We start from the raw sequence: 14,711 nt of genomic DNA, 5'->3' as shown, positions 1-14,711 counted from the left end.
AGGCGGCGGTCGGGGTGCCCGCCGGATCGGGGGATGGCAATGATCTCGGCGGAAAGCCTCGCTCTGTTCGTCATCGCGTGCATCGCGCTCGCGGCGACGCCAGGGCCGAACGTGGCGCTCATTGTCGGAACCAGCCTGAAGCACGGGCGCCGGGCAGGCATCCTCACCGCGACAGGCGTGAATGTGGGGCTGATCGCCCAGCTCGCGCTCGTGGCGGGGGGGCTCGCTTATGTGGTCGAGGCCTTCTCCCGCCATTTCGATCTGGTGCGCTATGCTGGCGCGGCCTATCTCCTCTGGCTCGCCGTGCTGCAATGGCGCAGCGCCGGTTCCGCGGTCGCTGCGCCGACACCCTCGGCCCGCGCCTCGTTCGGGCGGGGGCTGGCGGTCGCCTTCGCGAACCCCAAGACCCTGCTGTTCCACGCGGCGTTCCTGCCGCAATTCATCACCGACACGGCCAATCCGGTGCCGCAGATCGCCCTTCTGGCGGCGGTGTTCGCCGCCATTGCCCTGGTGGGCGACGTGCTGTGGGCCGTGGTGGCGGACAAGGCCCGGGCCGCGCTCTCGGGACGCTTCACACTCGTCGCTGACCGCGTCTCGGCCGGCATCCTGGTGGGCGGGGCGGCGCTACTGCTGGCGGCGGGGCGGCGCTGAAATCCAGTCCGGTCAGCGCGTATGCTGCGCCGCAAAGGCGGCGGCCGCGCCGTAGAGGCCGGGCTGGGGATGGGTGATGAGCCGCACCGGGATCTCCGCCATCCGCTGCGCGAACCGTCCCTTGGCCGAAAAGCGGCTGGCAAAGCCGGATTGGGGAAGCAGGTGGGCGATCCGCGGGGCGATGCCGCCGGCGATCACCACCGCCTTGGCGCCCTGCACCAGGGCGATGTCGCCCGCGACCGACCCGAAGCTGAGGCAGAACCGGTCGAGCGCGGCGGCGGCGAGGCTATCCTTGCCCGCCGTGGCCAGCTCCCACAGGGTCCGGTCCTCCATGTGGCTGATGGCGCAGCCCTCGATGGCGGCCAGGGCCTCATAGATGTTGAGAAGGCCGGGTCCCGAGACGATCCGTTCCACCGAGACGCGCGAATAGCGCTGGCGCAGGTGGTGGAGGATGGACTCCTCCAGCGAGTCGAGCGGGGCGAAGTCGATGTGTCCGCCCTCGCACTCGATCACATGATAGCGGCCGCCCTGGCGCAGCACATGGGCGACACCCAGCCCGGTGCCGGGACCGATGATGCTGATCACGCCCTCGTCGGGAAACGGCGCCTCGGAACCGGCGAGATGGGCGAAGCCGTCCTCGCCGATCTGCGCGACCGCGTGGCCGATGGCGCCGAAATCATTGACCAGGGTCCAGGCCTCCACGTTCAGCTTCTCGGAGATCAGATCCTTGCGGATGATCCAGGGATTGTTGGTGAGCTTCAGCACCTCTCCATCGACGGGGCAGGCAATGGCAATGGCGGCGGCGCGGGGCAGGCCCGCCCCGACCGTTTCGGCGAAGGCCTGCCATGCGAGCTGGAAGCTGGCATGGTCGGCCGCGTTCATGACCACGGGAGCGTCCAGCGACACCACCCGTCCGTCCGCCACTTCCGCACGCGCGAAGCGTGCATGGGTGCCCCCGATATCGACAGCGACGATTTCCACGCCCGGCTTCCTTTCGCGATGGCCGGCGCCCGCTTGCGACGTCACGCCGGCCGGTGAGTGGCAGGGCCCCGATGCGTCACGGCCCGGACACCGCCGGTCCATCGCGGGCGGTGGCCGCACCGTTCCCACGTCCTGCTTACCCGGGAGCAGGCGGCCGATGAAAGAGCGCATGCGCCACCCGGCACGTTTTTGGCCCTGAACATGCATGGGCGCACGAACGGTCCAGCGGTCGCGAACCCTTTCGCACACATGACGGGAGAGCGGCGCCGGCTCATGCATGAGAGCGCGCGCATGACGGACAAGGTGGAATGGGTCGTCTGGAATGGCTCGCTGGGCGTTCTCGACATGGTGAGCATCGGCCGTATCGAGGAGGGCGAGGGCGGCAGGAGCGCCTTTCTGGCGCCGCCCTACAGCGTGGTCGGGCCCTTCAGCCTCGACGAGCTTGAATCGCAAGGGCGGATTGCCTTCGGCGAATGCCTCGTCATGTCACGCCAGAGATGGCAGGAGGACCAGGTCGGGCTGCGCCGCGAAGCGCAGGAAAAGCGCAGGGCTTTCCTGTTCCGGCTGGAATTCGACGAAGACGACAAGGAGCACCGCGAGGTCCTGAACCTGCCGATGGAAGGCGCGCTCAAGCCGGCGGATATCAATGCCGCCTTCCGGCGCCTCGCCAAGACGGCGCATCCCGACGCGGGCGGCAGCAGCGAGCATTATCGCCGCATCGCGGAGGCGCGCGACGCGCTGCTGGAGCAGTTCGCCGGCGCCTCGTAGGCTCCGGGCACTGGGTTCCGGGCATTGGCTCCGGCGAACGGCCGCCGCGGGAGGACGCTCACGCGGGGGCGCGCGGCGCCTTCACCGGCCCGACATCGACCTGGATCTCGTCGCCTTCCACCCGCACCGGATAGGGGTGAAGCTCGTTGCGGACCAGGTGCGTCACGCACTTGCCGCTGGTGCCGTCGAACCCCCACTGGTGGATCGGGCAGGTGACCGTCTTGCCGTTGAAGGTCGCGTCGGTCAGCGGCATGTCCGCATGCGGGCAGCGACCGCGAAAGGCCTTGAGCTCCCCGCCCTCCGGCCAGACCAGAAGCACGCTCTTGCGACCGACCTGGAACAGGCCCATGGCCCCTTCGCTCACGGCACTCGTTTGACACACTGGGGTGAACGCCATCGGGGGTCGCCTTCCGAAATTGAACGTCTCGCCCACCACACGCAATTTGCGGACCACCCAAAGCCACCAGCGAGCGGCGCCTGAAGGCCGACGAATGTCGTAAACACGACGCGGATGAGGGGCGCGGGGCCAGCGCCCGGAGGATGGTCACAGTCCTGTCGCGGGCTTGTCACGTAAGGACGCGACATCTCGCGTCGGATCAGATCGGGTGCCCCATGGACTATTTCAGACGCTTCACCTTCCTGTTCGCGACGCCGGTCTTCGACGCCGACGACCTGGAGGGCGCCCGCTATAACCAGATCGTCGCGGAGATTGAACGCTCCGGTTTCGAGGTGGTGAAGGCGCGCAATCTGGAAGATGCCGAGATCGCCGTACAGACCGACGCTGCCATCGGCTGCATGCTGGTGGACTGGGGCAAGAAGGGCCTGGAAGGCAAGACCGCCGCCCTCATCAACCTGATGCGTCGCCGCGGGCTCGACTTCCCCATTCTGCTCCTGATCCGCAGGAAGCGCCTCGAGGACGTGCCGGTGGAGGTGCTCGACTTCATCGACGGCTACGTGTTCCTCTCGGAGGAGACGCCCACCTTCATCGCCCGCAACCTCATCAGCCGCCTGAAGCAATATGCCGAGACGCTGAAGACACCGTTCTTCGGCGCGCTGGTGGACTATGCCGAGGAGGGCAACCAGCTGTGGACCTGCCCCGGCCACAATGGCGGCGTGTTCTATTCCCGCAGCCCCATCGGCCGGGTGTTCATGGAGCATCTGGGCGAGGCGGTGTTCCGCGACGACCTCGACAATTCCGTGCTCGACCTCGGCGACCTGCTGACCCACGAGGGCCCGGCGCTGGCGGCGCAGAAGGAGGCGGCGAAGATCTTCGGCGCCGAGAAGACCTATTTCGTGCTGAACGGCACCTCCACCTCCAACAAGGTGGCGCTCTCCGCCCTCGTCACCGACGGCGACCTGGTGCTGTTCGACCGCAACAACCACAAGGCCGCCCATCACGGCGCGCTGATGATCTCCGGCGGCATCCCGGTCTATGTGCCCACCGTGCGCAACGCCCATGGCCTCATCGGCCCCATGGACTTCGCCGCGCTGGACGAGACCGCCCTGCGCGAGCGCATCCGCACCCACCCCCTGGTGAAGGACCCCGACGCGTGGCGCAAGCCCCGCCCGTTCCGCGTCGCGGTGGTGGAGCAGTGCACCTATGACGGCACCATCCACAATGCCGAGATGATCCTCAAGGCCATCGGCCATCTCACCGACTACATCCTGTTCGACGAGGCGTGGGCGGGCTTCATGAAGTTCCACCCGCTCTATGCCGGGCGCTTCGCCATGGGCCTCGCCGACCTCGGACCCGACGCGCCGGGCATCATCGCCACCCAGTCCACCCACAAGCAGCTGGCGAGCTTCTCGCAGGCCTCCCAGATCCACATGAAGGACCGGCACATCACCGGCCAGAAGCGGCGGGTGGAGCACCGGCGCTTCAACGAGAGCTTCATGCAGCACGCTTCCACCTCGCCCTTCTATCCGCTGTTCGCCTCCCTCGACGTGGGCGCGCAGATGATGAAGGGCCGCTCGGGCGAAGTGCTGTGGGACGACACGATCCGGCTCGGCATCGAGCTGCGCAAGAAGATCCGCGCCGTGCGCCGCGAGTTCGAGGAAAAGGAGCAGCGCCCCGAGCGGCGCTGGTTCTTCGAGCCGTTCGTGCCCGACCGGGTGTCGATCCCCGACGTGTCGAGCCCCGGCGCGGCGCACGAGGTGCCGTGGGAGAGCGTCGCCACCGACCTTCTCGCCACCAACCCCGCCTTCTGGCACCTCACCCCCGGAGCCTCCTGGCACGGCTTCGACGGCATGGCGGAGGGCTTCGCCATGACCGATCCCAACAAGCTGACCCTTCTGACCCCCGGCTTCGACCGCGCCACTGGAGCCTATGCCGAGCACGGCATCCCCGCGCCCGTGGTGGCGCAATATCTGCGCGAGAATCGCATCGTCGCCGAGAAGAACGACCTGAATTCCCTGCTGTTTCTGCTCACCCCCGGCGTCGAGGCGTCGAAGGCGGGCACCCTCATCTCTGGCCTCGTCGCCTTCAAGAAGCTGCATGACGACAATGCGCTGCTGGAAGACGCCATTCCGGAATTCTACCGCCGCCGGCCGGCGCGCTATGCCGGCGTGCGCCTGCGCGACCTGTGCGGGGAAATGCACCGTTTCTTCCGCGCCGCCAATGTCAGCGCCCTGCAGGCCATGCAGTTCTCGGCCGAGCACCTGCCGGAGATCGTCCTTTCGCCCCACGACGCGGCGCGCTGCCTGGTCCGCAACGATGTGGAGTACCTGCCCATCGACGCCATTTCGGGCCGCATCGCGACGACGCCCTTCGTGGTCTATCCGCCGGGCATCGCCACCATCGTGCCCGGCGAGCGGCTGACCGGGCGCGCCAGGCCCATGATCGACTATCTCAAGATGTTCGAGGCCTGCTTCAACACCTTCCCCGGCTTCGACGTGGAGATCCAGGGCGTCTATCGCGAGACGGATGCATCCGGCCGCGTGCGGCTCCATACTTATGTGGTTGCGGAATAGGGCAGGGAGTTTCAGGTTCGCCCATGGAGCAGGAGCAAGCCGTCATCCTTCGGCCCTCGCGGGATTCCGACGTGGATGCCATGCTGGCGATCTATCGCCGCCACATCCGCCGTGGTGTCGAGGAGGGCGTGGACGACGGCGACACGCCGCAGCCCGACGACTTGCGCGAGCGCCGCAAGAATTTCAAGAGCCGCCGGTTTCCCCACATCGTCGCGCTCCGCGGCGAGGAGGTGGTGGGCTATGCCTATGTGGTGCTGTTCCGCAAGCGGCCGGCCTACCGCTACAGCGTCAAGCACTCGATCTATGTGCACCACGAGCATCTCGGCCAGGGCATCGGCCGCCATCTCATGCAAGGGCTGATCGACGCCTGCGCCGCGGCGGGCTTCCGTCAGATGATCGGCTATATTGATGCCGACAACAAAGCCTCGCTCACCTTGCACGAGCGGTTCGGCTTCGTGCGCGTGGGGCTCCTGCCGGGGGTCGCCTATCGCTATGGCCGCTGGTCCGACAGCGTGATGGTGCAGCGCTCTCTCGGTCCCGGATCCACAACCCCGCCGCCGCCGCTGCCGCTCTCCACCTGCTGAGCCGGCCGCAAGCGCGCACGGGCAAGCCTTCCCAGACGCCACGGCCTGGGAAGGCTTTGAATTCAGGACTGGTTGTCGCGAGACTGGGCCGGCTTCTGGACCGGGCCTTCGCCACGCTTGTTGAAGGCGATGCCGGCGACGTTCGTGATCGCGTCGGAAGGCGGCGTTTCAGCCCGCTTGTTCAGGGCGACGCCCGCAGCTTCCGCGTCTCGCGCGCCGAGGAGCCGATCAAAGCCGAAAAGCATGGCTTCATCCAGATTTGCGGTGAACCCGGCGTTGGTCGTCCCGATCGAAGACTTGGTCATCTCGCCCTCCTTGCCCATTCGTGAGGCGGCCTAAAATAATACCGCGTCATGCGATTACGGCTCTCGCCATTTATTTCCATAAGGGAGCGTATCTCGACGGTCAATGGAAGGCCTGCTACGGTGAAACCGCCCCGATCGCAGAGCGGTGTTGTCCTTTGTGACAACATCTGTTCTCTTAAGCTTAAAAAGGGTGAGCTTTTCTGTGTCGGTATTCTTTCCAAAAGGCCAAAGCAGAATTGAAGAGCTGGATCGCAAAACGCGGCTGAGGCTGGCGTCGAGCCTGGAGCACATCTTCGCGCAGACCGGGCAAATGCTCGGCTCAGGGCCGGATGAAACGGCGCGGTTGTTCGCCGACGTCAGAGACCATCGCGTCCAGCCCTGCGTCTTCGGCTGCTATTTCGAGCTGGTCTTCGCGCTGAAGGCCGGCCGCCCCGAGGAAGCGGCTCGGCTCTGGCGCCGAATCATCACCCTGGCGGCCCAGGACGCGCGCCATGAACTCGTCCCCCTGAACGAGGAAAAGCTGGGCGAGGATGCGGCACGCATCTGCCGTCTCCTGAATGCGGGCGAGGCAAGGCCGGTGATCGGTCCGCTCGATGCCGGTCGTCTTGCCGCGCAATGGCAGACATTCGTGTCGGATGTGGAGGAGGCTCTCGCCCTCATCGACCACGTGGACAGCGACCTCGGCAGGGAGGTGCGCGCATTGGTGGTGCAGATCATCGGCGCGGCGCCCTTCAGCCCGGATGCCACGTTCGGCAGCGATTCCTCGCTCATGCTGTGGGGCGCGGCGACGCTGAACGTCGATATCCATCGCTCGTCCCTGCAGATCGCCGAGAGCCTCGTCCACGAAGCCGCGCACCTGCTGCTGTTCGGGCTGAGCAACGAGGAGCCTCTGGTCCGCAATCCCGATTCGCAGCGTTTCAGCTCGCCGCTGCGCTCCGATCCCCGGCCCATGGATGGCGTGTTCCACGCCACCTTCGTCTGTTCGCGGCTGCATCTGTTCTACGGTCGCCTGCTGGCCCGCGGCGCTCCGGGAGGCTCCGCCCTCGACCGGCGGCAGATCGAACAGACCCTGGCGCATCTGGCATCGCGGTTCGACGATGGGGCCGGCGTGGTCTTCGGCGCTGCCGATCTCACCCCTCTGGGAGACGAGGTGATGCGCGCGGCCGCCGACTATATGAGCCATGCTGCAGCGGCCTGAGCAGGCCCCGGAGGTCGCAATTCTCAACGGTCCGGCGCGCAGTCTCGCGGACGACGCGGCTGCGACGGTCACCCGGAACCTGGCCCGCCGCGTCGCTGCGTCGCCCGACGCGCTCCTGCGCAGTCTTCAGCCCGATGGCGGGGTCGTGGAGCAGACGGTCGCCGCCGCGTGGCGACGGTCCGGGCGCATCGCCACCGCCCTGCGTGGCGCCGGCGCCGGAGCCGATCGCCATATTGTCCTGCTGGCCGAAGACCTTCTCGATTTCATCCCGGCGTTCTGGGCCGGCCTGCGCCTGGGCGCCACGGTCATTCCCTTCGGAGGCGTCGCCCGGACCGCGGCGGACGAGACCCTCTCGCGGCTCGTCGGCAGCCTCAGGGATCCGGTGTTCGTCACCGATGATCCCGCGTCGGGCCTCGACCGCCTGATCGCACTGCGGCCCGGCGCGCCGGTCGTCCGGCTTGAGGAGGTCGGCGACACGCAAGCGGAGATGGCCGAAGTGGGGGAGGAGAACGAGGTCGTCTGCCTCATCCCCACCTCCGGCTCCACCGGCGCGCAGAAGCTGGCCATGGTAAGCCGCAGCGCGATGGTGTCCCGGCATTTTCCGGCCAATTACGCACCGGCATGGCTGCGCGACCACTGCCTCGGCGTCTTCCCGCAGGAAGGCGTCAGTGGCCAGCGCGCGGTCTTCCTTCAGTTCGCGAGCTGGACGCAGATGTCGCCGCAGCTTCTCGCAGCCCGGCCGGCGGCGATCCTGGAGGCGATCGAGCGCTTTTCCATCACGTCCGTCCAGATGACCAACTCCATGGCGGCACGCCTGACGGAAAGCCTCGCCGGCAGCGCGTCCGCATTCGATCTGCGCTCCCTGCGGGTGGTGGGCCTCGGGGGCGAGACGGTCACCCGTCCCGTATCCGCCCGCCTCGATGCCCTGCTGCGGCGCCATGGTGCCGCCGATGTCCTGCGCGCCGGCTACGGGACCACGGAGACGAGCCATATCCTCGCCGGGGTCGATCCGGCGACCGCGCCGCTGGACAATGCGGGCGCGCCCATCCTTGGCGGCTGCGCCGCAGGCGTTTCGCTGCGGATTGTCGGCGATGGCGGCGCGCCGGCGCGGCCGGGAGAGGTCGGGCACGTGGAGGTGCGCGCGCCGCAGACCCTGTTTTCAGGCTATTGGGGAGAGCTGGAAGCGTTCCGCGCGGGCCTGAGCGCGGATGGATGGTGGAAGACCGGCGATCTCGGCGTCATCGGGCCCGGCGGCTTTGCCTTCCGTGGTCGTGCGAAGCATGTCCTCGTCATCGGGGGACGCAAGTTCGCCCTCGATGATTTCGACACGCATCTGCAATCCATCCCCGGCTTTGACGGCCGCGCGGTGTCCTTCGTCCTGCGTCGGACCGCCGACGCCACCGACCGGCTCGGGATCGCGGTCGGGATCGGCGAGGACGAGGTGCGCCCGGAGCTGCGCACCATCGATATCCGCCGATCGCTCGTCCGCCGCTTCGGCATCGCGCCGGCGCTGGTCATGGCGGTCCGCCCGCGCGAATGGCCCCTCACGGCCACCGGCAAGGTGGATCGGCTGGCTCTGGCCGCCCGTGCCGCAGATCAGGGCGGAGCAACGCTTGCGCGCAATCCCGCGGGCGGCAGGCCCGATGGCGACATCGACGCGGTCCTGAGCGCGCTGTGGCGCGACGTGCTGGATCTGGACACGGATTTCGACCGCGGCGCCAACTTCTTCGCGTGCGGTGGCGATTCGCTGCGCGCTGCGACGCTGGTGGCTGGGGTGGACGCGATCATCGAACAGCCGTTCGCCATCGAGGCCTTCTTCGCCGATCCCCGCTTCGACACGCTGCGCGCGCTGGTGGAGCAGGCCCGCTCCGGCCCCGCGCCCCGGCAGGCCGGTCCGCCGCGCACCCAGTCGCGCGGGATGTGGCGCAAGATGGCGTCCTTCATCGAGACCTGGGAGGGCAGGAGAGTCTCGCACGACAGGCTGATGCTCGCCTGGAACGAGGCGGGCACGAGGCCGCCGCTGTTCTGCGTCTTCAACAGCGCGGAAGAGCCTGTTGGTCTGGCGGCGGCCCTCGGAGCCGACCAGCCGCTTTATGCCTTCCGCTCGGCCCATCTGGTCGGCCGATCGGACAAGGCCGTCATCCGGGCCCTGGTCCAGCGCTACGTGCAGCACGTCCAGGCCATGTGCCCGACGGGGCCGGTGCTTCTGCTGGGACAGTGCCAGGGGGCCGAGATCGCCCTGGCCATGGCGCGCCATCTGGTGCGGCGTGGCCGCGATCTCCCCCTGCTGATGCTGGTCGAGCTGACGGGGGAGCCGCTCCGCTTTCCCGGCGACGTGCTGGTCCTTCATGGCCGCGACAGCGTGCTCAATCCGAAAGCTGCGACGCAGGACCCGGTGCCGCTTTGGCGCGACAGCTTCGCCAGCCTCGCCCTTGAGGAGACTGACGGCGCCTATGGCGAGCTCTACACGCCCGCCAATATCGGTGCGCTGGCGTCGACGCTCTCCCGACACATCGCCGACGCGCTGGCGCGATGGCCGCGACCCTGGGCGAGCTGGGACGAGATCGTACAGCTCGGGCTGGAGGCCGCGCCGTCTCCGGCCAGGCCCGGCGAGCGGGTTCATCTCGATGTGGCGGTGCGCAATCTCGACGACGACATGATCGGGACCGAGGCCGCCGGCATCGTGCTGGCCGGCACCTGGCTGCGCGAGGGCGGGCCGATCACGCCCGGGGGCGCTGTTTCGACGACGCCCCTGCCGCCCATGGCACCCGGCGGCATGGCAACGGTGCGCATGAGCGTTTCCGCTCCCGCCGAGCCCGGTCGTCACGAATTCATCCTCGGCCTTGCCGATGCCCCGCACCAGCGTGGCGGACCGCCAGGGCCGATGCTCGTCACACTTGCACGCACATCCATCGCGGTGGAAGGCGGGCCCATGCTCGCCACGCGGCTGCTGGCGATGCTGCCGAGATCGGTCTCCAGGCGTCTTTCGGTCCCGAGGCGCCGGTGGTGAGCCGTCGCGCAACGGCGGCCATGGGGGCTGGACATGACCCTAACCGAGTCCTGAGGCTGATTGCTTTCGCTTCGGCCCGCCGAGATGATCCGGAATCGGTTGTGGTCCGTCTCCACCGGTCCGGTACGACGCGAGTTCATGTCCATGCGCCATTCCCGAGCCCGATCTTGCGTGCCGAGCCTCGCCCTGGCAGCTGCCACTTGCCTCGGCTCCCGTTCTTCAGCCCTGCTTTGACGGCACGCCACGCCTTGAGATGCTCCACATGAACATCGTCATCGAAACCGGCCTGAGGGTCCTCGGCCTGTTCTATGTGCTGAGCGGCGTGCTCGTGGTGCGCTCGCTCGCGGTTTCGGCCATGGCCGACACGGCTTATGCGGCGATCATGGGTGCTCCCCCGCATCCGGCCGCGCGCGCGCGGGAAATCTGGCTCGCCGCCGGCTCCGTGTTGATCGGGGCGGGCGGTCTCGCGTTAGTTCTGCGGCTCGACGTGGCGGCCGTATTGTTCGTGCTCGGCGCGCTCCAGCAAATGGTCTATCTCGCCATCGTCGCCCCGCGCTTTCTCGATCCGCACGACACGCCCGACGGGGCAGGGCGCGCGAAGACCTGGCAGGCCGCTTTCGTCTACCTGGTGGTGACGATCCTCGTGGTGGCGGCGGCGAAGGCGGGCGTGCTGCGGCCCTGGCAGGAAATGCCGGTCTGGCTCCTTGCCGCAGCCGGCCTGGCGCTCGTCCTTGGCATGGCTTGGACGGTCCGGGCACTCCGCGTGCGCGGGTTCACCAGCAAGGCGGACGAGACCTGACGATGCGGCGCGGTGGTGTCCGTCTTCAGCGCGGCTCGATCTTTCCGGCTTCGGCGTCGGCGAGGCCGACCAGCAGATGGCGCCCGGCCGCATCCACGCGGAAAATGCCGTAGCGCGCATTCGCATAAAGTTCTGCCTGACCCTCCTGGAACAGGAAGGAGTGCGGCTCGACGATCACCCCGTCGCCGCCGGGCTGGGCGCGCACGTGAAAGGCCTGCTCGCCGGGCGCGGGCGGCCCTGCGCTGCCGAGGCGGCGGAAGCTGCCGATGCGGCGCTCGTCCAGCTTGAGAATGACGGTACCGGTCGGCGCGCCGAGGCGGATCTGCTGCCGCTCCAGCGCAAAGGAGAGCCGCATGTAGTCGCCCTGGATCAGCGAGCGCGGATCCACCGGGGCGAGGTCGAGGAGAACCACTTCGCCTGACGCCATCAGGCTCTCGAAGCCGCGGACGCTCCAGCCCAGCGCGGCGAGCACGGCAAGGCCGGCGGCGAGGAACAGCGCGCGCCGCGCCGCATGCCACGTCACCTGCCACGTCACCCGCTTCATGGCGTCTCCTCCCGATCCCAGCCGGCGCGGGCGATGACGAACTGCCCGCCGAGCAGCAGCAGGCCGCTGCCGACCAGCGTGGCCGATTTCTCCAGGAACGACAGGTCGCGCCCATAGTACCAGAGCACCAGGAAGACCGGCAGCGCCAGCACGCCGACGACCCGCAGCGGCACGTCGTGGAGGGCATGGCCGACGATGAGGACGAGCAGGGCGAAGCTGACGCCCGGCGCTCCGGCGAGGCCGAGGAGGACGATGCCGGCCGCCGCTGCGGCCAGCGGGGGCTCGGCAAGCCGGCCGACCCCGCCCGCGACCCAGGCGAGGGTGCCGATCAGCGACAGCGTGAGGATCGTCTCGATCGGGCGCGGATCCAGCGGGTGGCGGTTCGCCCACAATCCCGCATCGTGGCCCGAGGCGAGAATACAGACGATGGTGCCCATGGCTGCGAGGGCGGCGATCCCGATGGGCCGCAGCGCCAGCGGCACCCGATGGACCAGGATCAGAAGCCCCGCCACGGCTGTGGCCATCCCATAGAAGGCGGCGAGCAGGAGGCTGGGATCGGTATTGAAGGTCGAGCGCCCCAGGATCTCCGCAAGCGCCGAGGCCGCGACGGCATAAGGCGACAGGACGCGGTCCAGGGACGAGGCGGAGACCGGATAGGTGGCGATGGTCACGGCGGCGATGGCGGCGGTCGGCACCCAGGGCGTGTCTGTCCCGGCAAGCAGGACGACGCCGAACACGCTCATCACCTTGCCGAGCGCCATGGCGGTGAAGGCCGTCTGAGCAAGCACGCTGCGGCCGATGCCCTCGGCGATGCGCGGAAGGACCAGCGACAGCCCGATGCCGGCTGCGAGGAAGGCAAGGCCCCATCCCAGAAGACTGCTGCCGCTTTTGAGCGAGATGATGTCGGCGACGAACAGGAAGGCGAGGAAGAACAGGGTCGCCAGCAAGGTGCCGACGGCGGAGAGGATCTTGAGGTAGAGCGGGGGACGTTCCTCGGCCGCGGAGGCGAGAACCGCCTCCACCACGGCCGCATGCGCGTCCGGCGGCAGCACGCCGGAGGCCTGCCAGGCGTTAATGAGGGTCGCGGCATCAATGGACGGACGGGTCATGGCCGGACCTCCATCCGCCGCGAGACCGACCTGAGCCAGGCAACGGCGGCCGCGAACAGGGCAAGGGTGGCGAGCCCCATGAGGAAAAAGGTGCCCATGTCGGTCCGCCTGCTGCCGTTGGCGAGCAGCCTGAACAACGCGAAGTCGGCGATGGCGCATCCCGCGAGGGTCACCGCCGCCAGCATGACCACGTCGGGGATCGCATATCGGTACACCGTGCCCATGGCGGCGAGGGCGAGGGTGATCAACGCGATGGCCGCCCATTCGGCGGGACCGAAGCCCCGCAGATCCTCAAGCAGGAAGAAGGCCAGCTGGGCTCCCGCCACAAGGATCGGCAAGGCGAGATAAAATCGCGTCCAGCGCGCCGCAGGCCAGGAGAAACCCCGCGCCGCCAGCGCCTCCCGCGCGCCCAGCGCCATGCCGAAGAGCACCATCAGGCTGAGGCTCCTGCCGGTATGGAAGCTTGCGTCGGCGGGCTGCGTCTGGTCCCACCAGGTGATGAGCGTCACCGCGGCGACGGCGATCCACACCGCCCATGTGGCCGCCGAGCAGGCGAGCAGCGCCCACGCCAGGGTCAGCCCGGCCCAGGCGGCAAACAGCGTCCAGGCATCGGCGCCGGTCTGGTAGATCTGGCCTTCGACGGCGAGGAAGACGCCCACGAGGGTCACTGCCGCCGCAGCCGCAGGCTCCGACGCCCGCCGGCCGAAGCCGAGGAGGGCGACGGCAAGGCAGGCCGCGGCGATCATGGCCGCAATCGCCCCCAGCTTGGCGAAGGGCGGGATGGCATTCCAGTTGAAGGCGAAGAAATAGACGATGCCGGAGAGCACCAGCGCCGCTCCGACCGTCCCCAGCAGCCGACCGGCCCACAGCCCCCAACGGCGCGGCGGCTCGATCAAGGCGAGGGCCTGATCCCGCGCGTCCCCGGTTATGAGGCCACGGGCGGCCAGCCGGTCCACCGCATGGCGATCCATCCGGATCGCCGCGAGCACCGCCGGCCTGTCGATACCGTCCTCATTCATCCGCAACATTCACCTCTTGTGGCCCCATCGCCTCGCGAGAGCGACCCTCGCTCGTCCCGGCCTACGGAAGTCGCTCTATTTCAATGCGTTTTCTTCACGCGAACCGGTATCCACTTCGCTCGAAAATGCTTAACCTCGCGTGCAATCTGCACGAGGTCGATTCATGATCCGATGCGTCTGCGCCGCCTTCGTCCTCGTTGCGACAGCCATGCCGGCGCCGGCTCTCGACTGCCCCCTCGATCAGGCAGTCTACACTCCGCTCGACGCCGACGACGACTGGGGCGCGCCGGAAGGTGTCGCCAATTCCTGGGAGATTACCCATCCGCTGAAACCGGGCACGTCCTCGGAGCGGCCCTGGGTGATCCGCCTCGCCGAAAACCGGCAGAAGCTCGCCGCCGAGTTCGGCGTCGCCGACCCGCCCGGCTTCAGCGCAACTCATGTCTTCATGCTGGTTCCGCCGGAGGGCAGCCGCAAGGGGTTCAAGACGACGACGGCGCCGTCGTCCCTCCTGTATTATTTCGGCGACGACCTGAAGCGGGTGGACCCAGCCGGCGAGGGCCGGCCCCTGGCTCCTCCGCTGATCCAGCTTCCGGGCCTCTCCAAGGCGTTCTGGAACTGGAAGCGCGAGGGGCGACGCTTCATTCCGCCGGACGGGCTGTGGAAGTTGACCGGCTGCCGCGCCTGACCCCGGCCTCTTCCGGGCCCTGTGTCCACACCCTATAGTTGGAAAAACGGGAGGGATTACCGGATCATGGCTGGGTCGGGGACATGTC

General features: G+C 68.3%; 14 protein-coding genes. 8 read left to right on the top strand and 6 right to left on the bottom strand.

The features are described from left to right. Positions 1–33: 33 nt before the first annotated feature. Entirely contained in the window at positions 34–651 is a 618-nt protein-coding gene (locus K9U40_RS00215; RefSeq protein ID WP_282888303.1) for a LysE family translocator, read from the top strand. Positions 652–663: 12 nt separating this feature from the next. On the opposite strand, the gene glk is transcribed toward K9U40_RS00215, so the two are convergent. Beyond that, entirely contained in the window at positions 664–1,632 is a 969-nt protein-coding gene (glk, locus tag K9U40_RS00210) for a glucokinase (RefSeq protein ID WP_282888302.1), read from the bottom strand. A gap of 291 nt (positions 1,633–1,923) precedes the next feature. On the opposite strand from glk, the gene K9U40_RS00205 reads away from it, so the two are divergent. Continuing rightward, complete coding sequence (locus K9U40_RS00205; RefSeq protein WP_282888301.1) at positions 1,924–2,400, top strand: J domain-containing protein; 477 nt, start codon at positions 1,924–1,926, stop codon at positions 2,398–2,400. A 58-nt stretch (positions 2,401–2,458) separates the two neighbouring features. Here the strand turns inward: K9U40_RS00205 and K9U40_RS00200 are convergent, their stop codons facing one another. Beyond that, a complete protein-coding gene (locus K9U40_RS00200; protein ID WP_282888300.1) occupies positions 2,459–2,797 on the bottom strand; it encodes a Rieske (2Fe-2S) protein in 339 nt (112 codons plus the stop codon). 215 nt (positions 2,798–3,012) lie between these two features. Between K9U40_RS00200 and K9U40_RS00195 the strand changes: the two genes are divergently transcribed. Both K9U40_RS00195 and K9U40_RS00190 read left to right on the top strand, forming a co-directional pair. Next, the gene (locus K9U40_RS00195; protein WP_282888299.1) at positions 3,013–5,370 is read left to right on the top strand and encodes an Orn/Lys/Arg decarboxylase N-terminal domain-containing protein; all 2,358 of its coding nucleotides are present in this window, start codon (positions 3,013–3,015) and stop codon (positions 5,368–5,370) included. 23 nt (positions 5,371–5,393) lie between these two features. Next, entirely contained in the window at positions 5,394–5,954 is a 561-nt protein-coding gene (locus K9U40_RS00190; protein WP_282888298.1) for a GNAT family N-acetyltransferase, read from the top strand. A gap of 62 nt (positions 5,955–6,016) precedes the next feature. Here the strand turns inward: K9U40_RS00190 and K9U40_RS00185 are convergent, their stop codons facing one another. Further along, positions 6,017–6,259: a hypothetical protein gene (locus K9U40_RS00185; RefSeq protein ID WP_282888297.1), complete on the bottom strand. Its 243-nt coding sequence runs from the start codon at positions 6,257–6,259 to the stop codon at positions 6,017–6,019. 343 nt (positions 6,260–6,602) lie between these two features. On the opposite strand from K9U40_RS00185, the gene K9U40_RS00180 reads away from it, so the two are divergent. The 3 genes from K9U40_RS00180 to K9U40_RS00170 all read left to right on the top strand — a co-directional run bounded on the left by K9U40_RS00180 (position 6,603) and on the right by K9U40_RS00170 (position 11,266). Further along, positions 6,603–7,457, top strand: a complete 855-nt coding sequence (locus K9U40_RS00180; protein ID WP_282888296.1) for an aKG-HExxH-type peptide beta-hydroxylase — start codon at positions 6,603–6,605, stop codon at positions 7,455–7,457. Continuing rightward, complete coding sequence (locus K9U40_RS00175; protein ID WP_282888295.1) at positions 7,441–10,467, top strand: AMP-binding protein; 3,027 nt, start codon at positions 7,441–7,443, stop codon at positions 10,465–10,467. Before K9U40_RS00180 ends, K9U40_RS00175 begins: the two co-directional genes overlap by 17 nt. Positions 10,468–10,729: 262 nt before the next feature. Further along, the gene (locus tag K9U40_RS00170) at positions 10,730–11,266 is read left to right on the top strand and encodes a hypothetical protein (RefSeq protein WP_282888294.1); all 537 of its coding nucleotides are present in this window, start codon (positions 10,730–10,732) and stop codon (positions 11,264–11,266) included. A 25-nt stretch (positions 11,267–11,291) separates the two neighbouring features. On the opposite strand, the gene K9U40_RS00165 is transcribed toward K9U40_RS00170, so the two are convergent. From K9U40_RS00165 to K9U40_RS00155, 3 genes are read right to left on the bottom strand one after another with little or no spacing between them, the layout of a single operon-like run. After that, positions 11,292–11,810: a GDYXXLXY domain-containing protein gene (locus tag K9U40_RS00165; RefSeq protein WP_282888293.1), complete on the bottom strand. Its 519-nt coding sequence runs from the start codon at positions 11,808–11,810 to the stop codon at positions 11,292–11,294. Further along, positions 11,807–12,919, bottom strand: a complete 1,113-nt coding sequence (locus K9U40_RS00160; protein ID WP_282888292.1) for a DUF4401 domain-containing protein — start codon at positions 12,917–12,919, stop codon at positions 11,807–11,809. Before K9U40_RS00160 ends, K9U40_RS00165 begins: the two co-directional genes overlap by 4 nt. Continuing rightward, entirely contained in the window at positions 12,916–13,938 is a 1,023-nt protein-coding gene (locus K9U40_RS00155) for a DUF2157 domain-containing protein (protein ID WP_282888291.1), read from the bottom strand. Before K9U40_RS00155 ends, K9U40_RS00160 begins: the two co-directional genes overlap by 4 nt. Before the next feature lie 163 nt (positions 13,939–14,101). Between K9U40_RS00155 and K9U40_RS00150 the strand changes: the two genes are divergently transcribed. Continuing rightward, positions 14,102–14,623 carry a hypothetical protein gene (locus tag K9U40_RS00150; RefSeq protein ID WP_282888290.1) on the top strand — a complete coding sequence of 174 codons (522 nt, stop codon included), beginning with the start codon at positions 14,102–14,104 and terminating at the stop codon, positions 14,621–14,623. Positions 14,624–14,711: the final 88 nt, after the last annotated feature.

It is taken from the genome of Xanthobacter autotrophicus, assembly GCF_030015065.1.
Lineage (GTDB): Bacteria > Pseudomonadota > Alphaproteobacteria > Rhizobiales > Xanthobacteraceae > Xanthobacter > Xanthobacter autotrophicus_D.
This window is presented reverse-complemented; position numbering and strand designations above follow the sequence as displayed.